This window comes from Streptomyces coelicoflavus (assembly GCF_003112555.1).
Classification (GTDB): domain Bacteria; phylum Actinomycetota; class Actinomycetes; order Streptomycetales; family Streptomycetaceae; genus Streptomyces; species Streptomyces coelicoflavus.
The window spans coordinates 38,514-62,043 of sequence record NZ_BEWB01000021.1; the positions used below are offsets into that span (position 1 = coordinate 38,514).

Genomic DNA, 23,530 nt, shown 5'->3' on the forward strand with positions numbered 1-23,530 from the left:
GGCTGCAAGAGTGATTCCGCATTGCTCATGCGTTCTTTGCGGGCGGTTCACTCCATGGACGCCCGTTCCCGGTGTTCCCGGCTTTCCGGGTGTTCCCGGTCAAAGATCGACAATCAGACACCCCTGGGAGCACGTTCGTGGCAGCCCTCGCACGCTGGTGTGTTCAACGTCGCCTCGTCACCGTTCTGCTCTGGCTGTTCGCCCTCGGCGGCGTCGCCACGGCCGCCACGGTCGCCGGCTCCGCGTACTCCAACGACTACGGCATCCCCGACACCGGCTCCGACCGCGCCTTCCGGCTGCTGGAGACCCGCTTTCCCGACCTCGGCGGCGACAGCGACACGATCGTCTGGCACACCACGTCCGGCACCGTCCGCGCCACCGACGTCGAACAGACCATGACCCGCACGCTGGACCGCATCGCGGACCTGCCCGGGGTGGCCGCGGTCACCAACCCGTACCACGACGCCGACTCGCCCATGATCAGCGAGAACGCCGACACCGCGTACGCCACCGTCACCTTCGAGGCCGCCTCCCAGGACATCGACCCGGGCCAGGCACGGGCCGTCGTCGACACCGCCGAGGCCGCCGCAACCGACGGACTCGACATCGAACTGGGCGGCGGCGCCATAGCGCTCACCGAGTCCGGCGGCAGCCACCTCGCCGAGGCCGTCGGCGTGGCCGTGGCCGCGGCCGTCCTCTTCGTCGCCTTCGGCTCCGTCGCCGCGGCCCTGCTGCCCATCGCCACCGCGCTGGTCTCCGTCGGCACCGCCTACGCCGGCATCACCCTGCTCGGCCACGCCATGACCGTCGCCGACTTCGCGCCCATGCTGGGCACCCTCGTCGGACTCGGCGTCGGCATCGACTACGCCCTGTTCATCGTCACCAGACACCGGCGCGGACTGAAACGCGGCCTATCCGTGACGGACGCCGCCGCCGAGGCCGTGGCGACCACCGGACGAGCCGTGGTGTTCGCGGGTGCCACCGTTTGCATCGCCCTGCTCGGCATGCTGATCCTCCGGCTGAGCTTCCTCAACGGCGTCGCCGTCGCCGCCTCGCTGACCGTGATCCTCACCGTCGCGGCCTCCGTGACGCTGCTGCCCGCCCTGCTGTCGTACATCGGACCGCGCGCGCTCAGCCGGCGCGAGCGGCGCCGGCTCGCCGAGCACGGTCCGGAGCCCGAGGTGCCGACCGGGTTCGCCGCCCGGTGGTCGGCCTTCGTCGAGCGCCACCCGAAACTGCTCGGGGCGCTCGCCCTCGTCGTCATCACCGTCATCGCCCTGCCCACCCTGAGCCTCCGCCTCGGCACCTCCGACCAGGGCAACGACCCCAAGGGCACCACCACCCGCCAGGCCTACGACCTCCTCGCCGACGGCTTCGGCCCCGGCGTCAACGGCCCGCTCACCCTGGTCACCGAGGTCCGCGGCGCCGAGGACCGGCTCGCCCTGGACAACCTCGACGCCACCCTGCGCACCACCGAGGGCGTCTCCTCGGTGACCCCGGTGATGTACAACTCCGGCGGCGACGCCGCGTACCTCACCGTCGTACCCGAATCGGCGCCGCAGTCCGAGGACACCAGCGACCTGGTCGAGCGGCTGCGCTCCGAGGTGCTGCCGCGCGCCGAGGCCGGCACCGCGCTCGACGTGCACGTGGGCGGGGTGACGGCCGGCTACGACGACTTCGCCGACGTCATCGTCGGCAAGCTGCCCCTGTTCGTCGGCGTCGTCATCGGCCTGGGCTGCCTGTTGCTCCTGCTGGCCTTCCGGTCCGTCGGCATCCCGCTCAAGGCCGCCGCCATGAACGTCGCCGCCGTGGCCGCCGCGTTCGGTGTGGTCGTCGCGATCTTCCAGTGGGGCTGGGGGAGCGAACTGCTCGGCCTCGGCAGCGCGGGTCCGATCGAACCCTTCCTGCCCGTGATCATGGTCTCGGTGCTCTTCGGGCTCTCCATGGACTACCAGGTCTTCCTGGTCAGCCGGATGTACGAGGAGTGGCTGGAGACCGGCGACAACCGCCGGGCCGTCCGGGTCGGACTCGCCGAGACCGGCCGCGTGATCAACTCCGCCGCCGTCATCATGATCTCGGTCTTCCTCGCCTTCGTCCTCAGCGGCGACCGGGTGATCGCCATGTTCGGCATCGCGCTGGCCGCCGCCGTCGCGCTGGACGCCTTCGTCCTGCGCACCCTCCTGGTGCCCGCCCTGATGCACCTGCTCGGCCGTGCCAACTGGTGGCTGCCGCGCCGCCTGGACGCCCTCCTGCCGCGCATCAGCATCGAGCCGCCCGAGTGCCGGGCCGCCCATGAGAGGCTGGCCGCGGTGACGGACGCCGACGTGGCGGACGTCCTCGCGGAGGAGGAACGGCAGCAGGATGTACGCGATACCACTGGGTGACGACGGAGCCGAACTGCGCCCCCTGGAGACCTGGCACGCCGAGGAGTTCCTCGCCCACCTCGAGCGGGGCCGGGAGTTCATCACCGAGCACATCCCCTTCGGCGCCAAGGCCACCGACGTCGACTCCGCGCGCGAGGTGCTCCAGGCCTACGCCGACCGGCACGCCGCAGACAGCGGCTTCCTGCACGGGCTGTGGCTGGACGGCACGCTCGTCGGCGGCCTGCTCTACCGGGTCTTCGACGCCGCCACCGGCGTCTGCGAGATCGGGTGCTGGCTGGAGCCCGCCGGGACGGGCCGCGGCCTGGTCACGCGCGGCGCACGCGTGCTCATCGACTGGGCCTTCGACGAGCGCGGCATGCACCGCGTGGAGTGGCACGCCTCGTCGGCGAACACCCCGAGTGTCAACGCCGCGCGGCGACTCGGCATGATGCGTGAGGGCGTGCTGCGCGAAAGCTTCCCCTACCGGGGCACGCGCCAGGACATGGAGGTGTGGGCGGTGCTCGCACCCGAGTGGCGTGCGGCACGTGAGGCACGCGCGCGTGCCGCTCAAAAGGATCATTAAGGGACCTCTCAGACAGCGTCCGTACGGTGCGAGGCATGGGAACGAAGACAGTGGACGAGACCGGCGTGAAGACCGACGAGCACAAGACGGACGAGGCGGCCGAGGCGGCCGGGACGGCCGGGTCCACCGAGGCCGCCGAAGCCACTGAGGCGGCCGGGTCCGCCGACGAGGCCGGCACCGGCACCCCCGACACCCTCGACGGCACCGGCACGCCGGAGGACGTCGACGTCACGGGCAAGGCCGACGGCGCCGACGGGGCCGAGGCCGGCTCCACCGGCGTCGGCCAGGGCGCGGGCGCCGTCGTCTCCGCCGGTCTCGGCATCGTCTCCCTGACCGGCAGCTGGGTCGGCACCGTGGCCTCCGCGCGCGAGTCGCTGATGGGCCAGTTGCAGACCTCCTCGTCGTCGAACGTCGGCACACTGATCGAGAAGGGCTACGGCAACGCCTGGCAGGCCACCGCGATGTGGGGCGGCGTCTTCGCCCTGGTCGCGCTGATCGTCGGCGTGGTCGTGCTGGCCCGCCCCGCGTTCGGTGCCCCCGGCCGTCCGCAGGCCCCGTGGATCAAGTCGGTCGCCTGGGCGGGCGTCGCCCTCGGCGTCATCGGCCTGCTCCTGGCCGTACTGAAGTACACGGACGTCCTGCTGGGGCTGCCCTCCACCGGCTGACCAGGCATTTCCGCGCCTCTCTGAGGGGTCTTAGGGCAACCGCACGCCAGTGGCGCGCGCCCTAAGACCCCTCACGCGCGTCTAAGGCCCCGGGCGGCGCCGAAGATGCGGAACTTGCCCGATGTGGCCCACCCCCCTGGGAGACGAAGGTTGAGGCATCGCGAACGAGCGAAGCCGGAACCGGCTCTCACCGAGGGGACACACCATGTACGAGTTCGAGATCCAGCAGTACCGCTCCGCCGAACTGATCCGCCGCGCCGACGAGGCCCGGCTGGCCCGCGAGGCGGTCCGGGCCCGCCGCGCCGCCCGCCGGGAGGCCCGGCACGGCGCCGCCGAGGCGGAGAGCCATACGCCGCGGCAGCGCCGGCCCCGGTTCGCCCGGGCCGCGTGAACGGGGGAGCCGGGGAGGGAGGCCGCACGGCCTCCCTCCCCGCCGTCGTTCCCGTCGCCGTCCACCCGCCGGAAACCGGTGCCCCACTGTCGGACCCGCGTGCGATGCTCGGGTCCGTGGAGACCAGGTCCGTCAGTCCCGTGTTCGTCGGCCGCACCGGCGAACTGGACACGTTGAACGACGCGCTCGCCCGTGCCACGGGCAGCGACGCCGCCGGGGCGTCCGCCACCGGGGCGTCCGCCACCGGGGCGTCCGCCTCCGGGGGAGAGCCGCAGGCGCTGCTGCTCGGCGGCGAGGCGGGCGTCGGCAAGACCCGCCTCGTCGAGGAGTTCGCCGCCGCGGCGGACCGGCGGGGCGCCGTCGTCGCACTGGGCGGCTGCGTCGAGATCGGCGCCGACGGGCTGCCCTTCGCCCCCTTCTCCACCGCGCTGCGCGCCCTGCGCCGCCACCTGCCCGAGGAGCTGGCCGCCGCGGCCGCCGGGCAGGAGGAGGAGCTGGCCCGGCTGCTGCCCGAGCTGGCCGAGGGCGCCCCGGTCACCGGCGGCGGCCGGCACGACGAGGAGGGCATGGCGCGGCTCTTCGAGCTCACCGCCCGCCTGCTGGAGCGCGTCGCCGCCCGGCACACCGTCGTCCTCGTCCTGGAGGACCTGCACTGGGCCGACGCCTCCACCCGCCACCTGATCGCCTACCTCTTCCGCACCCTGCGCACCGGCCGCCTCGTCGTCCTCGCCACCTACCGCTCCGACGACATCCACCGCCGCCACCCGCTGCGCCCCCTGCTCGCCGAGCTGGACCGGCTGCGCACCGTCCGCCGCCTCGAACTCGGCCGCTTCACCCGCGACGAGGTGGGCCGCCAGATCGCCGGGATCCTCGCCCACGAACCCGACCCGCTCCAGGTCGACGCCATCTTCGAACGCTCCGACGGCAACGCGTTCTTCGTCGAGGAACTCGCCGTCGCCGCCCACGAGGGCAGCCGCACCGGACTCACCGACTCCCTGCGCGACCTGCTCCTGGTCCGCGTCGAAGCCCTGCCGGAGAGCGCCCAGCGGGTCGCCCGGATCGTCGCCGAGGGCGGCTCCACCGTCGAGTACCGGCTGCTCGCCGCCGTCGCCCGGCTCGCCGAGGACGACCTCATCGAGGCGCTGCGCTCCGCGGTCAACGCCCACATCCTGCTCCCCGCGCCCGACGGCGACGGCTACCGCTTCCGGCACTCCCTGGTCCGCGAGGCCGTCGGCGACGACCTGCTCCCCGGCGAACGCTCCCGCCTCAACCGGCGCTACGCCGAAGCCCTGGACGCCGATCCCACACTGGTGCCGTCCGCCGAGCGCGTGATGCGCCTGGCCAGCTACTGGTACCACGCTCAGGCGCCCGCCCAGGCCCTGCCCGCCGTCCTGGACGCCTCCGTCGAGGCCCGCCGCCGGCACGCCTACTCCGAGCAACTGCGCCTCCTCGAGCGCGCGATGGAGCTGTGGGACGCCGCCCCCGACGAGGTACGCGCCACCCTGCGCCCCGTGGACTGCGCCGAGGTCTACCCTCCCTGCGGCTGCGACCCCGCCACCACCCCCCTGCGCTACCTGGACCTGATGGCCGAGGCGGCCGTCGCCGGGCGGCTGTGCGGGGAGCGCGAGCGCGCCATGAAGATCACCAAGCGGGCGCTGCGCCTGCTGGAGGACGAACAGGACACCGGCACCGGATCGGGCGCGAGCGGCCGGGACCCGCAGCGCGCCGCCTGGTTCTGGACCCAGCGCTCGCTCCTCGTCCAGGCGCAGGGCCGCGGCGACGGCTGGCGCGAACTGGGCATCGCCCAGGAACTGGTCCGAGGCCTGCCGCCCTCCCAGGTGCACGCCGAGGTGCTGGCCATGGCGGCCAACTGGTCGATGCTCCACTCGCCCGGCCCCGACGCGATGACGGCCGCCGAACGGGCCGTCGAGTACGCGCGCATGGTGGGCGCCGACGAGATCGAGCTCAACGCCCGGCTCACCCTCGGCGGCCTGATGGTGGACGCGGGGCAGATCGACGCGGGACTCGCCGAGATGTTCCAGGTCAGGGATCTGGTGGTGGCCCAAGACCGGTCCACCGTGGTCGCCCGCAGCCACGTCAACCTGCCCTCGTCCCTGGAGAGCGTCGGCCGTTCCCGGGACGCGCTCGGCATCCTGCGCGAGGGCGTCGACCTCACCCGGCGGATGGGCCTGCTGGAGTCCGAGGCCTGGGTCTGGGGCAACCTCGCCGAGTCGCTCATCTCCCTGGGCCGCTGGGACGAGGCCCTCGAAGCGGCGGACCGGGCCGGAGCACCGGGCCGCAGCCCCGCACCCCGCGGTGGCGCCGCACTCAAACGCGCCGCCGTCGCCCTCGCCCGCGGCGAGCGGTCCGAGGCCGCCCGGCTGCTCGCCGGGGCCCGCGCCGCCTACGGCACCCACGACCCCATGCCTCAGCACCGGCTGCCGCTGGCCGCGCTCACCGTCGGCATCGCCGCGGCCGAGGGCCGCCTCCCGGACGCCCGCGCCGAACTCCTCCGCGCCCTGGACGCCGGCTTCCCGCCCGGCACCCAGCGCTACGGCTGGCCCCTGCTGCTGTCCGCCGCCGCGGCGGAGGCCGACGCACGCGCCCTGCCGGCCGCCGAGGAGGGCCGCGCCGCCGTCCTCGGCCGCCTCGCCGGGGCCGCGAAGCACCTCACGACGGGCGCGCCGGTCTGGGACGCCCACGCGTGCTGGGTCCGCGCCGAACTCCACCGCGCGCGGGAGCGCGACACCCCGCGGCTCTGGTCGGAGGCAGTCACCGCCTTCGAACGCCTGGAGCGTCCCTACGACCTCGCCCGCGTCCGGCACCGGCTGGCCGCCGCCCTCCTGGCGACCGGCGGCGAGGACGAACGGGCGCGGGCCACGGAGCTGCTGCGGCTGGCCCGCACCGTCGCCGACCACCTCGGCGCCCGCCCGCTGTCCGACGAGGTCGCCCTGCTCGGCCGCCGCGCCCGGCTCACGCTGGGCCACGCCACCGAACCGGCCGGCGCGTCCGGGCCCACGGATCCGGCCGGCGCCCTGGGCCTCACCGGCCGGGAGCGCGACGTGCTGCGGCTGGTCTCCGACGGCCGCACCAACCGCCAGATAGCCGAGGAACTCTTCATCTCGCCCAAGACGGCCAGCGTCCACGTGTCGAACATCCTGGCCAAGCTGGGCGTCTCCGGCCGCGGCGAGGCGGCCGCGGTGGCCCACCGGCTGGCGCTGTTCCCCGCCGAACGGCTCACGTCCGGTTCGACGGAGTGAGGCTTACGCTGTAAGGGACGCCGAGCGACGGAGGCACGATGTTCAACGCATTCGAGGAGCTGTTCTCCCCCGGCCGCAAACACACCCAGGACGAGCAGAACCGCCTCCAACTGACCCGCGAGGACGTGGGCGACGGCGACCCCGGTCACGGTCCCATAGACCTCACCTCGGGCAAGGTCGTCGTCCACCGGCCGCGCCCCGGCGAGGACGCGGAGGACCCGTCGGCGGAGGAACCGTCGGCCCCGTCCCCGGAGGGCGAGTAGCCGGTCGCCTACCTCACCTCCAGCTCCAGGATCCGGTCGTCGTCGCCCTTCGCGTCGCCGCGGCCGTCCGTGTTGCTGGTGACCAGCCACAGCTTGTCGCCGCCCGCCGGCGCCACCGTGCGCAGCCGGCCGTACTCGCCCTCCAGGAACGCCTGCGGTTCGGCCGCGGCCTCCGTGCCCTTCAGCGGGATCCGCCACAGCCGCTCACCGCGCAGCCCCGCCATCCACACCGAGCCCTCGACGTAGGCGATGCCGCTGGGCGAGGCCTCGTCGGTGCTCCACTGCGCGACCGGGTCGTGGAAGCCGGAGCCGCCGCCCTCGCCCTCCGCCTCCGGCCAGCCGTAGTTGTCACCCGGCTTGATCGCGTTCAGCTCGTCCCAGGTGTCCTGGCCGAACTCCGAGGCGAACAGCCGCTGCCTGTCGTCCCAGGCCAGGCCCTGCACGTTCCGGTGGCCGTACGAGTACACGGGGGAGTCGGGGAAGGGGTTGCCGGGCGCCGGTTCACCGTCCGGGGTCATCCGGAGGATCTTGCCGCCGAGGGACTTCTTGTCCTGCGACAGGCCGGTGTCGCCGCTCTCGCCGGTGCCCGCGTAGAGCATCTTGTCGGGGCCGAAGGCGATCCGCCCGCCGTTGTGGATCACGCCCTTGGGGATGCCCCGGAAGACCGTGTCCGGCGCGCCCAGCTGCTCGCCCGACGGCTTCTCGTCGTCGTACAGCATGCGCACGATGCGGTTGTCCGAGGCGGAGGTGAAGTACGCGTAGACCATGTGGTCCGAGGCGTAGTCGGGGGAGAGCGCGATGCCGAGGAGGCCGCCCTCGCCGGACGGGGAGACCCCGGGTACCTCGCCCAGCTCCGTCTTCTCGCCCGTCTTCGCGTCGACGCGGGTGATCGTGGCCTCGTCGCGGGAGGAGACCAGCAGGTCACCGCCCGGCAGCGGGGCCAGACCCCACGGGCTGTCCAGTCCCGTGGCGACCGTGCGGAGCACCTTCACCGAGCCCTTCGCGGGCGCTGCCTCCTCGGTGGGCGATCCGCTGGGCGATCCGGCGGGCGAGGACCGCGTCGCCGTACCGGTCGGGGAGGAGGAGCTGCCGTCCGCTCCGGACGGGTCCCCGCCGTCGGAGGAGCAGCCGGCCGTCAGCAGGAGAGCGGCGGCCAGCAAGGCCGGCACGGCTCGACGTCGCACGATCTTGGTCCCTTCGACGCGGCGGGTTCTCCCTGTCATACACCGCAGGAGCTCCCCAGGTTCCCGATCGGCGAATCCCGAATCCGGCGCGGGCCGGCCCGGGCCGCCGCACGCGTCACTCCCACGAACCCCGCGCCGGCGGCAGCACCCGCAGCTCCGCCAGATCCCGCTCGGTCAGCCGCAGCCGCACCGCACCCGCGTTCTGCGTCACCCAGCGCTCCTGCTTGGTCCCCGGCACCGGCACCACGTGCCGTCCCTGCGCCAGCACCCAGGCCAGCGCCACCTGCGCCGCGGTGACCTCGTCGCCGTGCCGGGCCGCGATCCGGCGCAGCGTGGCCACGATCGGCTGGTTGGCGGCCATCATCTCGGCGGTGAAGCGGGGGTGCCGGGCCCGCAGGTCCTGCGGTTCGAAGCCCTGGCCCGGCGTCAGCGTGCCGGTCAGATAGCCGTTGCCCAGCGGCATCGCGGCCAGGAATCCGACGCCGCGCGAGACGCACCAAGGCAGCAGCGTCCGCAGCGCCTCGGGCGACCACACCGACAGCTCGGCCTCGACCGCGCTCACCGGGAAGACCTGCTGGACCCGCTCCAGCTGGCGGACGGTCGCGTCGTGCAGCCGCGCCCCCGGCCGCCGGGCCGAGCGCGCGCCGACGGCGCAGAGGCCGAGCGCCCGCACCTTCCCGGCCCGCACCAGCTCCGCCATCGCGCCCCAGGTCTCCTCGACGGGTATCTCGGGGTCGGCGCGGTGCAGTTGGTAGAGGTCGATGACGTCCGTCTGGAGCCGGCGCAGGGACGCGTCGCAGGCACGTTTCACATAGCCGGGGCGGCCGTTGGCCACGATGTGCTGCTCACCCACCAGCAGACCGACCTTGGTCGACACGAAGGCATCGGACCGCCGCTCCCTCAACACCCGCCCCAGCAGCAGCTCGTTGGTGAACGGGCCGTACATGTCGGCCGTGTCCAGCAGGGAGACGCCGAGGTCGAGGGCCCGGTGCACGGTCCTGAGCGACTCGTCGCCCCGTTGCCGGGAGGCGCTGTACGCCCAGTTCATCGGCATGCACCCGAGTCCGACGGCCCCCACCGCGAGTGCCGTCGCGCCGATCGTCCTGCGCTCCACCGGTCGTGACCCTCCCTCGTCAGGCCACCCAACCTAACCTCTGCCTCTTCGTCCCCTGACATAGCCTCCTGACCATGACTGCTGACGTGTGGCTGCCCATCCCCCCGGACGAGATCGAGGGCCTTCCCGAGGGCCCCGCCTACCGCCACTGGGACGGCGAGGACACCTATCCCGCCGACCCGGCCGACTGCGCGTACTACGTCGTCCCCTACATGAAACCCAGCGGCATCGGGGTGCGTCCGCTGCCCGAGATGCGCTCCGTCCAGGTCGTCCAGACCCTCTCCGCGGGCATCGACCACGTCGAGGCCGGTCTGAAGCACCTGCCCGCGGGCGTACGGCTGTGCAACGCGCGCGGCGTGCACGAGGCCAGCACCGCGGAGCTGACCCTGGCCCTGATCCTGGCCTCGCTGCGCGGGATCCCGGACTTCGTGCGGGCGCAGGACCGCGGCGAGTGGCTCGGCGGAGGGTTCCGGCCCGCGCTCGCGGACCGGACGGTGCTCATCGTCGGGTACGGGTCGATCGGCGCCGCGATCGAGGACCGGCTCGTGCCGTTCGAGGTCGCGCCGGTCGTGCGCGTCGCGCGCTCCGCCCGTGCCTCGGAGCGCGGCCCCGTGCACCCGCTCACCGCACTCCCCGACCTGCTCCCGCAGGCCGATGTCGTCGTCCTGTCCACACCGCTCACCGAAGCCACCCGGGGCCTGGTCGACGCCGAGTTCCTGGCGCGCATGAAGGACGGTGCCCTGCTCGTCAACGTGGCGCGCGGACCCGTCGTGGACACGAAGGCGTTGCTCGCCGAACTGGAGAGCGGACGCCTCACCGCGGCCCTCGACGTGACCGACCCCGAACCGCTGCCGCAGGGCCATCCGCTGTGGCATGCTCCCGGCATAGTCGTCAGCCCGCACGCAGGGGGTCCGACCTCAGCCTTCCTGCCGCGCGCCAAGCGGCTGCTGGTGGACCAGTTGAACCGTTTCGTGAACCGGGAGCCGCTGCGCAACGTGATCCTGACGACGGGCGCGTAAGTCTTTTCGGGCACCCTCCGCAGTCCCCCGGATGCGGTGGGTGCGCGCATATCCGCTGGTCGTCACGGAGCGTAGAGAACCTATGTCCCTGAGTGACGATACTGGTGTATCGTCCGACAGGGGACGCGCCGCGCACCGTTCGGCGCCGGGGATGGACATCTCAGACTGTGAGGGGGGCGACGGGCGATGCACGGCCTATGGACCAACGATCCGACGCGGCGGAGCCGCCGCCGGCGACCCTGGCGCACGACCGCCACGACCGCGCGCGGACGGGGCCGGCACGGCCACCCCGGCCGGCGCCGCCCCCACCCGCGCCGTCCGGGCGCGCGCGCACGGCAGGAGTGGCCGGCCCACCGGTGCCGGTGCACACGGGAAGCGGGAGCGGTGCGGACCGGGAGGCCGCGGTGAGTCCGCCCCCCGTGCCCACGCTGGACGGAGCGCTGCGCGGTGGCCAGGCCCCGCCCGGACCGCTGCTGCCCCGGTCGTCGGCCGCCGCCGGCCCGACGCCCCTCGTCCGCCAGCTCGTGCTGGCCCTGGTCTGCGCGGGCTACGCCGTCGGCGCCGCGTTCGGCTGGGGCTCCGAGTACGTCGCCAAGATCATGGGCGACTTCGGGCTGAGCGCCGCCGCGGCCGCCGCCGCCGTCTCCTGCTTCCTCTACGCCCGCGGACGCCGCGTCCGCTTCCGACCGGCCTGGCTGCTCTTCGCCCTCTCCTCGGCGATGGCGTCCCTGGGCAACCTGGTCTGGGGGTGGTACGAGGTGGTGCTGCGGGTGCCGGTGCCCAGCCCCAGCTACGCGGACCTGTTCTTCCTGTGCTTCGCCCCGCCCGCCATCGTGGGACTCCTCGTGCTGGCCAAGCGGCCGGTGACCAAGGCCGGCTGGATCTGCCTGGGCCTGGACGCCTGGCTGATCGGCGGTTCGCTGCTGACCCTGGCCTGGAGTCTGGCGCTCGCCCAGGCGGCGAAGGCCGAGGGCGGATCCAGCGTGGCGCACGCCGCGCTCTCGGTGGCGTACCCGCTGCTCGACATCGCCCTGGTCAGCATGGTGCTCGCGCTGCACTTCAGGCGGTCGCCCGTGTGCAGGTCCGCCGTCAACACGGCCATCGGCGCGCTCGCCCTGACGGTGATGTGCGACGCCCTGTTCACCTCACCGCTGCTGCACAACAGCTACCGCTCCGGGCAGTTGCTCGACGCGGGCTGGTTCGCCGGCTCCCTGCTGCTCGCCTACGCACCCTGGGCCGCCTCCCGGCACGGACGGCGGGCGCCGGACGAGCAGGGCTCCGGCGGGCACACCCGCGTGGTGCGCGAACACGTGCCCGGGCAGCGCGGCACCGGCCATCAGCCCACGCCGCCCTCCGTACCGTCCGCCACGTCCCCTTCCACGTCCCCTTCCACGTCCCCTTCCCTGCCCGGACCGGGACAGGGCGGCGAGCGGGGCCGCTACCCGGCCGCCCGGCCCATCGCCGGATCCCTGGCCGCGCTCACGCCGTACCTCGCGGCCGCCGTCTGCACCCTGGGTATCCTCTACAACGTGCTCAACGGCCGCAGCGTCGACCGCGTCGTGCTCCTGACCGGCGGCACCGTGGTGCTCGCGCTCGTCGTCCGGCAGGGCATCATGCTGCTCGACAACATCGTCCTCACCCAGGAACTGGCCCAGAAGGAGAACCACTTCCGCTCCCTGGTCCAGGGTTCGAGCGACGTCATCATGATCGCCGCGCCCAACGGCATCCTCCGCTACGTCTCCCCGGCCGCCGCCGGTGTCTACGGACGCCCGGCGGAGGAACTGGTGGGCAGCGAACTGGCCGGGCTCATCCACCCCGAGGACCTCGGGTGCGTGGTGCACGAGGTGCGCCGGTTCCTCGCCGCCAGCCCGGTCGAGGAACCCACCACACGCATCGAGTGCCGCTTCCGCTCCGGCGAGGGAGGCTGGCTCAACGTCGAGTCGACGGTCAACCGGCACCACGGCGGCCTCATCTTCAACAGCCGGGACGTCACCGAAAGAGTGCGCCTCCAGGCGCAGCTCCAGCACAACGCCGAACACGACCCGCTCACCGACCTGCCCAACCGCGCCCTGTTCACCCGGCGCGTCCAGCAGGCCCTCTCCGGCCGCCGCGCCTCCGACCGGGGTGCCGCCCTGCGCGGCACGGCGGTGCTCTTCATCGACCTCGACGGCTTCAAGGGCGTCAACGACACCATCGGGCACCAGGCCGGGGACGAGCTGCTCGTCCAGGCCGCCCGCAGACTCCACGAGGCCGTCCGCAAGGGGGACACCGCCTCCAGACTGGGCGGCGACGAGTTCGCGGCCCTGATCGTCGGGGACGGCGCCCGGGACCGGGCCGCCCGCGAGGGCCACATCCGGGAGCTGGCCGACCGGCTCCGGCTGACCCTCTCCCAGCCCTACCTCATCGACGGCAACGAGGTCCGGGTCAACGCCTCCATCGGCGTCGCCTTCGCCGAACCGGGCCTCGGTGCCGGTGAGTTGCTGCGCAACGCCGACCTCGCCATGTACCGGGCCAAGGCGGGCGGCAAGGGACGCGTCGAGCTGTACCGGCCGCAGATGCAGCAGGACGTCGTACGCAAGGCCGAGCTGGCCACGCGCCTGCGGGCCGCGCTGCACGACGGGGAGTTCGCGCTGCTGCACCAGCCGGTGGTCTCCCTGACGGACGGCCGGATCACGTCGGTCTGCGCCCAGGCGCGGTGGCGCTCCTCGCAGGGCGTGCTGTTCACCCCCGCCGAGTTCCTGCGGGTGTCCGAGGACGGCGACAGAACCGCCGAACTGGACCGCTGGGTACTCCGCGAGGCCGTCGAGCAGGCCGCCGAACGCGCGGCGGCCGGGCTCTCCGTGACCGTGGCCATACGCATCGGCGCCCGCCGCCTGCTGGACCGCTCCATGCCGCTGGGCTCCGTCGAGGCCCTGCTGACCCGGCACGGGCTGCCCCCGGGCGCTCTTGTGATCGAGCTGTCGGACATCGACCCACGGGTCGGCCTCGACGAGCTGGACCGCCGGCTGAACGCCCTGCGCAGGGTCGGGGTCCGGATCGCGCTGGACGGCTTCGGCAGCGGCTACGCGGCGATCACCGCGCTGCGGCGGCTGCCGGTGGACGTCCTCAAGCTGGACCGCGGTCTGATCGAGGGCGTCGTGGAGTCCGCGCGGCTGCACAAGATCACCAGCGGTCTGCTGCGCATCGCCACCGACCTCGGGCTGAAGTCCGTCGCCGACGGCGTCGACCTGCCCGAGCAGATCGTCGCCCTGCGCGCGATGGGCTGCACGCACGGACAGGGCATGGCGTTCTCCGGGGCGCTGGACGAGTACCGGCTGCGCAGAGCGCTCGGAACCGGCCACTACCCGGTGCCGCACGGCCCGGCCGAACCGGCCTTCGCGGGCGGCGGTGCCGGGGTGTTCACCAAGGGCGTCGGCGGTCCCGGCGCGGGCCAGGTGGCCGGCGGTGTGGCCTCCGGGCTGCCGGCCGTCCTGAGTGGTGGCACGGCGCTGCGCTCACATAATGAGACTCCCGTCCCACCCACTTGACAGTGAGTGTGCGCCGGAGGGAAGGTCAGTGCCATGCGCACCCGAATTCTCGTACTTGGAAAGCGCGTCGGCTGAAGCTGGTGACGTCCGGACCGACCCGGACTCCCCGCGACCCACACCGACGCGCTCCCCTCGCTTGCCTTATGGCACGAGGGGTTTTTTGTTGCACAGGCACCTGCCGAGCAGCAGCACAGATCGCCCAAACCTCGCAAAAACCCTCAGCATCGAGAAGAGAACGCCGATGACCGAGCAGGCCACCGGGGCTCACCCGCAGCCCCGGCCCCGATCCGGAGGACAGTCCGCCCCCGAGCACGTCACGGGTGCGCAGTCCCTCATTCGCTCTCTCGAGGAGGTCGGCGCCGACACCGTATTCGGCATCCCCGGTGGCACGATCCTTCCGGCCTACGACCCGCTGATGGACTCCACCAGGGTGCGCCACGTCCTGGTCCGTCACGAGCAGGGCGCCGGCCACGCGGCCACGGGCTACGCCCAGGCCACCGGCAAGGTCGGCGTCTGCATGGCGACCTCGGGCCCCGGGGCCACCAACCTGGTCACCCCGATCGCCGACGCCAACCTGGACTCCGTGCCGCTGGTCGCGATCACCGGGCAGGTGGTCTCCTCCGCGATCGGCACGGATGCCTTCCAGGAGGCGGACATCGTCGGCATCACCATGCCGATCACCAAGCACAGCTTCCTGGTCACCAAGGCGGAGGACATCCCCCGGGTGATCGCGCAGGCGTTCCACATCGCCTCGACCGGCCGTCCCGGCCCCGTCCTGGTCGACATCCCCAAGGACATCCTCCAGAAGAAGACCACCTTCTCCTGGCCCCCGGTCATGGACCTGCCCGGCTACCGCCCGGTCACCAAGCCGCACGCCAAGCAGATCCGCGAGGCGGCCAAGCTCATCACCGCCGCCAAGCGCCCCGTGCTCTACGTCGGCGGAGGTGTCCTCAAGGCGAAGGCCACCGCCGAGCTGAAGGTCCTCGCCGAACTCACCGGAGCGCCCGTCACCACCACCCTGATGGCGCTCGGCGCGTTCCCCGACAGCCACCCGCTGCACGTGGGAATGCCGGGCATGCACGGTGCGGTCACCGCCGTCACCGCGCTGCAGAAGGCCGACCTGATCGTCGCCCTCGGAGCCCGTTTCGACGACCGCGTCACCGGCAAGCTGGACAGCTTCGCCCCGCACGCCAAGATCGTCCACGCCGACATCGACCCGGCCGAGATCGGCAAGAACCGCGCCGCCGACGTGCCGATCGTCGGCGACGCCCGCGAGGTCATCGCCGACCTCGTGCAGGCCGTCCAGAAGGAGCACGACGAGGGCAACAAGGGCGACTACGGCTCCTGGTGGAAGGACCTGAGCCGCTGGCGCGACACCTACCCCCTGGGCTACGACCAGCCCGAGGACGGCTCGCTCTCCCCGCAGCAGGTCATCGAGCGCGTCGGACAGCTGGCGCCCGAGGGCACGATCTTCGCGGCCGGCGTCGGCCAGCACCAGATGTGGGCCGCGCACTTCGTGCAGTACGACAAGCCCGCCACCTGGCTGAACTCCGGCGGCGCCGGAACGATGGGCTACGCCGTCCCGGCCGCCATGGGTGCCCAGGCCGGCATGCCCGACCGCACCGTCTGGGCGATCGACGGCGACGGCTGTTTCCAGATGACCAACCAGGAACTGACCACCTGCGCCCTGAACAACATCCCCATCAAGGTCGCCGTCATCAACAACGGCGCCCTCGGGATGGTCCGCCAGTGGCAGACCCTGTTCTACAACCAGCGGTACTCCAACACGGTGCTGCACTCCGGCCCCGACGACGTCAACCCTCAGGCCCGCGGCACCCGCGTCCCCGACTTCGTGAAGCTGTCGGAGGCCATGGGCTGCTACGCCATCCGCTGCGAGGACCCCGCCGACCTCGACAAGGTGATCGAGGAGGCCAACTCGATCAACGACCGCCCCGTCGTCGTCGACTTCATCGTCCACGAGGACGCGATGGTGTGGCCGATGGTCGCCGCCGGCACCTCCAACGACGAGATCATGGCCGCCCGGGACGTCCGCCCCGACTTCGGCGACAACGAAGACGACTGAGCGAGAGAGACCGAAGAGACCATGTCCAAGCACACGCTCTCCGTCCTGGTGGAGAACACCCCCGGCGTCCTGGCGCGGATCACCGCCCTCTTCTCCCGCCGCGGCTTCAACATCGACTCGCTCGCCGTCGGCGTCACCGAGCACCCCGACATCTCCCGCATCACCATCGTGGTGAGCGTCGAGGACTTCCCGCTCGAGCAGGTCACCAAGCAGCTCAACAAGCTGGTCAACGTGCTCAAGATCGTCGAGCTGGAGCCCACCCAGGCCGTCCAGCGCGAACTCGTTCTGGTGAAGGTGCGCTCCGACAACGAGACGCGCTCCCAGATCGTCGAGATCGTCCAGCTGTTCCGTGCCAAGACCGTCGACGTCTCCCCGGAGGCCGTCACCATCGAGGCCACCGGGAGCAGCGACAAGCTGACCGCCATGCTCCGGATGCTGGAACCGTACGGCATCAAGGAGCTCGTCCAGTCCGGCACGATCGCCATCGGCCGCGGCGCCCGTTCGATCACGGACCGCTCGCTGCGCGCACTCGACCGGTCCGCGTAACAACGGAAACGGTCCGCACCACGACGGAAACGGGCGGCCGGGTACACCGCCGGCCGCCCGCATTCCGAGACCCCGAAACTTCGCCTCCCCCCACCGGCATACGGTGGGACGCAACACCTGCACACAAGGAGATAACCCAGTGGCCGAGCTGTTCTACGACGCCGACGCCGACCTGTCCATCATCCAGGGCCGCAAGGTCGCGGTCATCGGGTACGGCAGCCAGGGCCACGCCCACGCCCTGTCGCTGCGCGACTCCGGTGTCGACGTGCGCGTCGGTCTGCACGAGGGCTCCAAGTCCAAGGCCAAGGCCGAGGAGCAGGGCCTGCGCGTGGTGAGCCCGTCCGAGGCCGCCGCCGAGGCCGACGTCATCATGATCCTGGTCCCGGACCCGATCCAGGCCGAGGTCTACGAGAAGGACATCAAGGACAACCTGAAGGACGGCGACGCGCTGTTCTTCGGCCACGGCCTGAACATCCGCTACGGCTTCATCAAGCCCCCGGCCGGCGTGGACGTCTGCATGGTCGCCCCCAAGGGCCCGGGCCACCTGGTGCGCCGTCAGTACGAGGAGGGCCGCGGCGTTCCCTGCATCGCCGCCGTCGAGCAGGACGCCACGGGCAACGGCTTCGCGCTGGCCCTGTCGTACGCGAAGGGCATCGGCGGCACCCGCGCCGGCGTCATCAAGACGACCTTCACCGAGGAGACCGAGACCGACCTCTTCGGCGAGCAGGCCGTCCTGTGCGGTGGCACGGCCGCGCTGGTCAAGGCGGGCTTCGAGACCCTGACCGAGGCCGGCTACCAGCCGGAGATCGCCTACTTCGAGTGCCTGCACGAGCTGAAGCTGATCGTGGACCTCATGTACGAGGGCGGCCTGGAGAAGATGCGCTGGTCGATCTCCGAGACCGCCGAGTGGGGCGACTACGTCACCGGCCCGCGGATCATCACCGACGCCACCAAGGCCGAGATGAAGAAGGTCCTCGCCGAGATCCAGGACGGCACCTTCGCCAAGAACTGGATGGACGAGTACCACGGCGGTCTGAAGAAGTACAACGAGTACAAGAAGCAGGACTCCGAGCACCTCCTGGAGACCACCGGCAAGGAGCTGCGCAAGCTCATGAGCTGGGTCGACGAAGAGGCATAGGTCTTTGCCCCGTGGGGGTGCCCGGCGCGCCGGGCACCCCCACGGGATCCACTTCCGGGTGATGCTTCCGCAGAGGCGCAGGACACTGCCCGCCACGCCACTAGACTGCTGAACACATACGCGTCAGGCCCACAGCGTCGTGCGTCTTCCACGCGGCTAGCAACCCTCCGCATGCGGCCGTCGGGACGGCCGTCCGCATTGGACTTGTGAGGACTCACGTGAGCTCGAAACCCGTCGTACTCATCGCCGAAGAGCTGTCGCCCGCGACCGTGGACGCGCTCGGCCCCGACTTCGAGATCCGCCAGTGCAACGGCGCGGACCGGGCCGAACTGCTCCCCGCCATCGCCGACGTGGACGCGATCCTGGTCCGCTCCGCCACCAAGGTCGACGCCGAGGCCGTGGCCGCCGCCAAGAAGCTCAAGGTCGTCGCCCGCGCCGGTGTCGGCCTGGACAACGTCGACGTCTCCGCCGCCACCAAGGCCGGCGTGATGGTGGTCAACGCCCCGACCTCCAACATCGTCACCGCCGCCGAGCTGGCCTGCGGCCTGATCGTCGCCACCGCCCGCAACATCCCGCAGGCCAACGCCGCGCTCAAGAACGGCGAGTGGAAGCGCAGCAAGTACACCGGCGTCGAGCTGGCCGAGAAGACCCTCGGCGTCGTCGGCCTCGGCCGCATCGGCGCGCTCGTCGCGCAGCGCATGTCGGCCTTCGGCATGAAGGTCGTCGCCTACGACCCCTACGTGCAGCCCGCGCGGGCCGCGCAGATGGGCGTCAAGGTGCTGTCCCTCGACGAGCTGCTCGAGGTCTCCGACTTCATCACCGTCCACCTGCCCAAGACCCCCGAGACCCTCGGCCTGATCGGCGACGAGGCGCTGCGCAAGGTCAAGCCGAGCGTCCGCATCGTCAACGCCGCGCGCGGCGGCATCGTCGACGAGGAGGCGCTGTACTCGGCGCTCAAGGAGGGCCGCGTCGCCGGCGCCGGCCTCGACGTGTACGCCAAGGAGCCGTGCACCGACTCGCCGCTGTTCGAGTTCGACCAGGTGGTCTGCACCCCGCACCTCGGCGCCTCCACCGACGAGGCCCAGGAGAAGGCCGGCATCGCCGTCGCCAAGTCGGTCCGCCTCGCCCTCGCCGGTGAGCTGGTCCCCGACGCGGTCAACGTCCAGGGCGGCGTCATCGCCGAGGACGTCAAGCCGGGCCTGCCGCTCGCCGAGCGCCTCGGCCGCATCTTCACCGCGCTCGCCGGTGAGGTCGCCGTCCGCCTCGACGTCGAGGTCTACGGCGAGATCACCCAGCACGACGTGAAGGTGCTGGAGCTGTCCGCCCTCAAGGGCGTCTTCGAGGACGTCGTCGACGAGACGGTGTCGTACGTCAACGCCCCGCTGTTCGCCCAGGAGCGCGGCGTCGAGGTCCGGCTGACCACCAGCTCGGAGTCGCCGGAGCACCGCAACGTCGTCATCGTGCGCGGCACCCTCTCGGACGGCGAGGAGGTGTCGGTCTCCGGCACGCTGGCCGGCCCGAAGCACCTGCAGAAGATCGTCGCCATCGGCGAGTACGACGTGGACCTCGCCCTCGCCGACCACATGGTCGTCCTGCGCTACGAGGACCGTCCCGGCGTCGTCGGCACCGTCGGCCGGATCATCGGCGAGGCGGGTCTCAACATCGCCGGCATGCAGGTCGCCCGCGCGACGGTCGGCGGCGAGGCGCTGGCCGTGCTGACCGTCGACGACACGGTGCCCGCCGGGGTGCTGGCGGAGGTCTCGGCGGAGATCGGCGCGACGTCCGCCCGGTCCGTCAACCTCGTCTGAGGCGGCCGTGCCCGGGGGCTGCCGCCCCCGGGACCCCCGCTCACGGCCCTGAACGGGCCTCGTGCTCAAACTCCCCCAGAGGGGGCACCCCCAAGCGGGCTGAGTCGGTCAGCCTCTCCGGCGTTTGCCGTTTCCGCCTCCGGCCGCACCCGGATGTTGCGCAGCCCCAGTGCCGCCAGCGCCGCCGCCCCGAGGAGCAGCAGCGCCCCCGCCGCAGCGGCGCCCCGCATTCCGTCGGTGAACGCCTCGCGTGCCGCCGTGGCCAGGGCGTCTCCCGCGCGCCCGGGAAGTCCGGCGGCGACGGACAGCGCGCCGCCCAGCGTCTCCTGCGCCGGTTCGGGCGCGTCCGAGGGAACACCGTGGCGGTAGAGGGCCGTACCGATGGAACCGAGGGTGGCCATGCCCAGGGCGCCGCCGAACTCGGTGCCGGTCTCCAGCAGTGAGGAGGCCGCGCCCGCCTTCTCGACCGGCGCCGAGCCGAGGGCCAGGTCGGTGAGCTGGGACATCACCACGACGATGCCGGCGGCGAGGACGCCGCACGCGGCCAGCACCAGCCACAGCGAGTCCGTACCGGCCAGGGCGAGGAGCCCGTAGCCGCCCGCCGCGACGGCGAATCCGGCCGTCACGAGGTACGCGCGCTCGACACCGCGCTGGGCCAGTTGGGCGGCGACCGGTGCGGCGGCGCCGATGAGCACCGACGGCAGCAGGCTCCACAGCGCGGCCTCCAGCGCGCTCTTGCCCAGGACCGACTGGAGGTACTGGGTGGTGAAGTACGCCGAGCCCAGCATCCCGAAGGCCGACAGGGTGTTGAGGACCAGTGCCGGGGTGAAACCGTGCCCGCGGAAGAGGGCGGGCGAGATCATCGGCGATGCCGAGGTGCGCTGGCGGTGCACGAACAGCGCCGCGAAGAGCAGACCGACGGTGATCGAGACGACGTAGCGGACGTTCCAGCCCTCCGAGGGCAGCTCCTTGAGGCCGTAGACCACGGGGAGGACCGCCGCCATCGACAGCGGGACGCTCAGCCAGTCGAAGCGGCCGGGGGACGGGCTCTTCGACTCGGGGAGCAGCACCGGGCCGAGGACCAGCAGCAGGGCCATCGCGGGCAGGTTGACCAGGAAGACCGAGCCCCACCAGAAGTGCTCCACGAGGACGCCGCTCATCACCGAGCCGAGCGCGATCCCGGCCGTCATCACCCCGGACCACAGTCCGATCGCCTTCGCCCGCTGGGCGGGGTCGGTGAACATCGTGCGGACCAGCGCCATCGTCGACGGCATCAGGGTGGCGCCGCCGATGCCGAGGACCGCGCGGGCCGCGATCAGCGTCTCGGCGGTGTGCGCGTAGGCGGCGAGCACGGAGGCGGCGCCGAAGGCCACCGCGCCGATGAGGAGGAGCCTGCGCCGGCCGATGCGGTCACCCAGCGAGCCCATCGTCATCAGCAGACCGGCCAGGACGAAGCCGTAGATGTCGAAGATCCACAGCTGCTGGGTGCCGCTGGGGTCGAGGTCGGCGCTGATCTGGGGGATCGCGAAGTAGAGGACGGAGACGTCCATCGAGACCAGCAGCAGCGGAAGCATCAGTACGCCCAGCGCGGTCCACTCACGGCGACCGGCCCGGGACGGGATCGTTGTCATGACCGGGACTGTACGCACGTCTTAAACGCTTGTCTAGAACGGCCGTTTAATACATGCGTATGGGTGGCTGGGTAAGGTGTCGGCATGGGACACCGTGAGGATCTGCTCGAGGGCGCCAAGCGCTGCCTGCTGGACAAGGGGTTCGCGCGCACGACCGCGCGGGACATCGTCAAGGAGTCGGGCACCAACCTGGCGTCCATCGGCTACCACTACGGGTCGAAGGACGTCCTGCTCGCCCAGGCGTACATCGAGCTGATCGAGGCGATGGGGGGCGCCTTCGAGGGGGAGGGCCCCGCGCTGGACGACACGGAACCGGGCTCGGTCGAGCGGTTCCAGCAGGTGTGGTCCAACATCATCGGCACCATGCGGGAGCCCGGCTCCATCTGGCGCCTCAGCATGGAAGTGCTGGTCATGGGCGACCGGATGCCCGAGCTGCGCGACCACCTCGGCCGCGCCCAGCGCGAGGCCGGACGCGGCATCATCCCCCTGCTCATGGGCGGCAGGGAGGAGGACGTCACGGACGAGACGACGGACACCCTGGGCACGTTCTACGTCACCCTGATGACCGGTCTCATCGCCCAGTGGACCTTCGACCCGCAGAGCGCACCCGACGCCGACGCGCTGACCGAGGGCCTGCGCCGGGTGATCGGGGCCGCTACAGGCGACGCGCCTTGAGCACCATGTGCAGCAGCAGCCGGTCCTCGCCGTCGTCCAGGTCCAGGCCCGTGAGCTGTTCGACGCGGGACAGCCGGTAGTACAGCGTCTGGCGGTGGACGCCCAGCTCGGCGGCGGTGCGGCCGGCCTGCCCCGCGCAGTCCAGGTACACCTCCGCGGTGCGGGCGAGTTCGCGGTGGGCGGGGGAGAGCAGGGCGCGTACGGCGGGATCGTCGGCGGAGCGCGGGGGCAGCGAGGTCAGCAGGCGGAACGCCCCGATCGACGTCCACTGCGCGACCGGCCCGAACCGCTCCTCCGCCCGCGCCGCCCGGGCCGCCGCCGACGCCTCCGACCAGGCCGCCCCCAGGTCGGCGAGACCCGTGCGCGGCGCGGAGACACCGGCCGCGGCGCCACCCGCCGGGCCGCCCCGGCCCGTGGCCGTCCCCGCCCGCTCCAGCAGCCGCCCCGCCGCCGACGTCGCCGGGGTCTGCACCTCCGCCGAGCGCAGCCGGACCAGGAGCGCGAGCGACACGGCCGAGACCCCCCACGGCACCGTGCACAGTGCCGTGGCCCCCGGCACCGTACGGACCGAGGGCGCGTCGTCGGGATCGGCCGAGGGCCAGGGCGCCACGCACACCACCGCATGCGGGGTCTCGGCCCGGGCGCCCAGCGCGCTGCGCAGCTCCGCCACGGCCATGTCCCGCTGCCAGTCCCGCTCGGCCGTCAGTACCGCCCGCAGCTCCCGGCTCAGGTCCGCGCCGTGCTGCGCCTCGTCGGCGAGCAGCGCCCCGATCCGCGCCGTCACCTCCATGGCCGCCGCCAGCTGCCGCTCGGTCGGCCCCGGGTCGGTGTCCAGCAGCCAGACATAGCCGAGGACCACACCCCGATGGCGTACCGGCAGACAGGTGCGCCCCCGGTACACCCCCGCCTCGGGGGTCGGCGGGATGCGGACCGGGCCGGTCGCGCGGGTGATGCCGAAGCTCTCGAACCAGGCCCGGACCGCGGCGGTGGAGCGCCGGGTGAGGATCGAGCGGGTGCGCACCGGGTCCAGGACGGAGGGGTCCAGGTCGCCCTCGCTGTCGTAGGCGCCGAAGGCGATCAGCTCGAAGTCGCGGTTCTCCAGCGTCGCGGGCGCGCCCAGCAGCTCGGAGAGCTCGTCGACCAGCTCCTGGTAGTCACCACGGGTCCCACCGGTGCCTGTGGAACCTCTGGAATCGGACGTCACCCGGGCATTCTGCCGCATTTGCGCGCGGCCTTCATACATCTGTCTGAGATCCGCGGCACGGATGCGTGACAGCTGT

17 protein-coding genes are annotated in these 23,530 nt (G+C 72.4%); 13 read left to right on the top strand and 4 right to left on the bottom strand.

All coding sequences use genetic code 11. The annotated features are described in order from the left end of the window. Positions 1-137: 137 nt before the first annotated feature. The 6 genes from Sco07f_RS37235 (at position 138) to Sco07f_RS37260 (ending at position 7,525) form a co-directional block, all read left to right on the top strand. Positions 138-2,384: an MMPL family transporter gene (locus Sco07f_RS37235; RefSeq protein WP_087789461.1), complete on the top strand. Its 2,247-nt coding sequence runs from the start codon at positions 138-140 to the stop codon at positions 2,382-2,384. Then, entirely contained in the window at positions 2,362-2,946 is a 585-nt protein-coding gene (locus Sco07f_RS37240; RefSeq protein ID WP_054102025.1) for a GNAT family N-acetyltransferase, read from the top strand. The genes Sco07f_RS37235 and Sco07f_RS37240 overlap by 23 nt, the downstream gene beginning before the upstream one ends. Before the next feature lie 35 nt (positions 2,947-2,981). Beyond that, the gene (locus Sco07f_RS37245; protein WP_108990519.1) at positions 2,982-3,611 is read left to right on the top strand and encodes a hypothetical protein; all 630 of its coding nucleotides are present in this window, start codon (positions 2,982-2,984) and stop codon (positions 3,609-3,611) included. A gap of 205 nt (positions 3,612-3,816) precedes the next feature. After that, the gene (locus tag Sco07f_RS37250; protein ID WP_054102023.1) at positions 3,817-4,002 is read left to right on the top strand and encodes a hypothetical protein; all 186 of its coding nucleotides are present in this window, start codon (positions 3,817-3,819) and stop codon (positions 4,000-4,002) included. A 104-nt stretch (positions 4,003-4,106) separates the two neighbouring features. Continuing rightward, positions 4,107-7,262: a helix-turn-helix transcriptional regulator gene (locus Sco07f_RS37255; protein WP_167468332.1), complete on the top strand. Its 3,156-nt coding sequence runs from the start codon at positions 4,107-4,109 to the stop codon at positions 7,260-7,262. Between the two features lie 38 nt (positions 7,263-7,300). After that, the gene (locus tag Sco07f_RS37260; protein WP_108990521.1) at positions 7,301-7,525 is read left to right on the top strand and encodes a DUF6191 domain-containing protein; all 225 of its coding nucleotides are present in this window, start codon (positions 7,301-7,303) and stop codon (positions 7,523-7,525) included. 8 nt (positions 7,526-7,533) lie between these two features. Here Sco07f_RS37260 and Sco07f_RS37265 read toward each other — a convergent pair whose 3' ends face one another. Beyond that, entirely contained in the window at positions 7,534-8,748 is a 1,215-nt protein-coding gene (locus Sco07f_RS37265; RefSeq protein ID WP_108990522.1) for a PQQ-dependent sugar dehydrogenase, read from the bottom strand. A gap of 76 nt (positions 8,749-8,824) precedes the next feature. Beyond that, the gene (locus Sco07f_RS37270; protein ID WP_007444743.1) at positions 8,825-9,823 is read right to left on the bottom strand and encodes an aldo/keto reductase; all 999 of its coding nucleotides are present in this window, start codon (positions 9,821-9,823) and stop codon (positions 8,825-8,827) included. A gap of 74 nt (positions 9,824-9,897) precedes the next feature. Here Sco07f_RS37270 and Sco07f_RS37275 point away from each other — a divergent pair, with 74 nt between their 5' ends. The 6 genes from Sco07f_RS37275 to serA all read left to right on the top strand — a co-directional run bounded on the left by Sco07f_RS37275 (position 9,898) and on the right by serA (position 19,944). Further along, positions 9,898-10,842 carry a 2-hydroxyacid dehydrogenase gene (locus Sco07f_RS37275; RefSeq protein WP_007444745.1) on the top strand — a complete coding sequence of 315 codons (945 nt, stop codon included), beginning with the start codon at positions 9,898-9,900 and terminating at the stop codon, positions 10,840-10,842. A gap of 404 nt (positions 10,843-11,246) precedes the next feature. Continuing rightward, a complete protein-coding gene (locus Sco07f_RS37280; protein WP_167468333.1) occupies positions 11,247-14,369 on the top strand; it encodes a putative bifunctional diguanylate cyclase/phosphodiesterase in 3,123 nt (1,040 codons plus the stop codon). Between the two features lie 241 nt (positions 14,370-14,610). Further along, positions 14,611-16,452, top strand: a complete 1,842-nt coding sequence (locus Sco07f_RS37285; protein ID WP_007444762.1) for an acetolactate synthase large subunit — start codon at positions 14,611-14,613, stop codon at positions 16,450-16,452. Positions 16,453-16,473: 21 nt separating this feature from the next. Beyond that, positions 16,474-16,998, top strand: a complete 525-nt coding sequence (gene ilvN, locus Sco07f_RS37290) for an acetolactate synthase small subunit (protein WP_003973483.1) — start codon at positions 16,474-16,476, stop codon at positions 16,996-16,998. 139 nt (positions 16,999-17,137) lie between these two features. Beyond that, positions 17,138-18,136: a ketol-acid reductoisomerase gene (gene ilvC / locus Sco07f_RS37295; RefSeq protein WP_007444763.1), complete on the top strand. Its 999-nt coding sequence runs from the start codon at positions 17,138-17,140 to the stop codon at positions 18,134-18,136. Between the two features lie 218 nt (positions 18,137-18,354). Then, positions 18,355-19,944, top strand: a complete 1,590-nt coding sequence (gene serA, locus Sco07f_RS37300) for a phosphoglycerate dehydrogenase (RefSeq protein ID WP_007444764.1) — start codon at positions 18,355-18,357, stop codon at positions 19,942-19,944. Positions 19,945-20,009: 65 nt separating this feature from the next. Here serA and Sco07f_RS37305 read toward each other — a convergent pair whose 3' ends face one another. Then, a complete protein-coding gene (locus tag Sco07f_RS37305) occupies positions 20,010-21,575 on the bottom strand; it encodes an MFS transporter (RefSeq protein WP_174855476.1) in 1,566 nt (521 codons plus the stop codon). Between the two features lie 84 nt (positions 21,576-21,659). Here Sco07f_RS37305 and Sco07f_RS37310 point away from each other — a divergent pair, with 84 nt between their 5' ends. Beyond that, complete coding sequence (locus Sco07f_RS37310) at positions 21,660-22,250, top strand: TetR/AcrR family transcriptional regulator (RefSeq protein WP_108990525.1); 591 nt, start codon at positions 21,660-21,662, stop codon at positions 22,248-22,250. Here Sco07f_RS37310 and Sco07f_RS37315 read toward each other — a convergent pair. After that, entirely contained in the window at positions 22,231-23,472 is a 1,242-nt protein-coding gene (locus Sco07f_RS37315; protein ID WP_054102016.1) for a PucR family transcriptional regulator, read from the bottom strand. The two genes, Sco07f_RS37310 and Sco07f_RS37315, sit on opposite strands and share 20 nt — an antisense overlap. Positions 23,473-23,530: the final 58 nt, after the last annotated feature.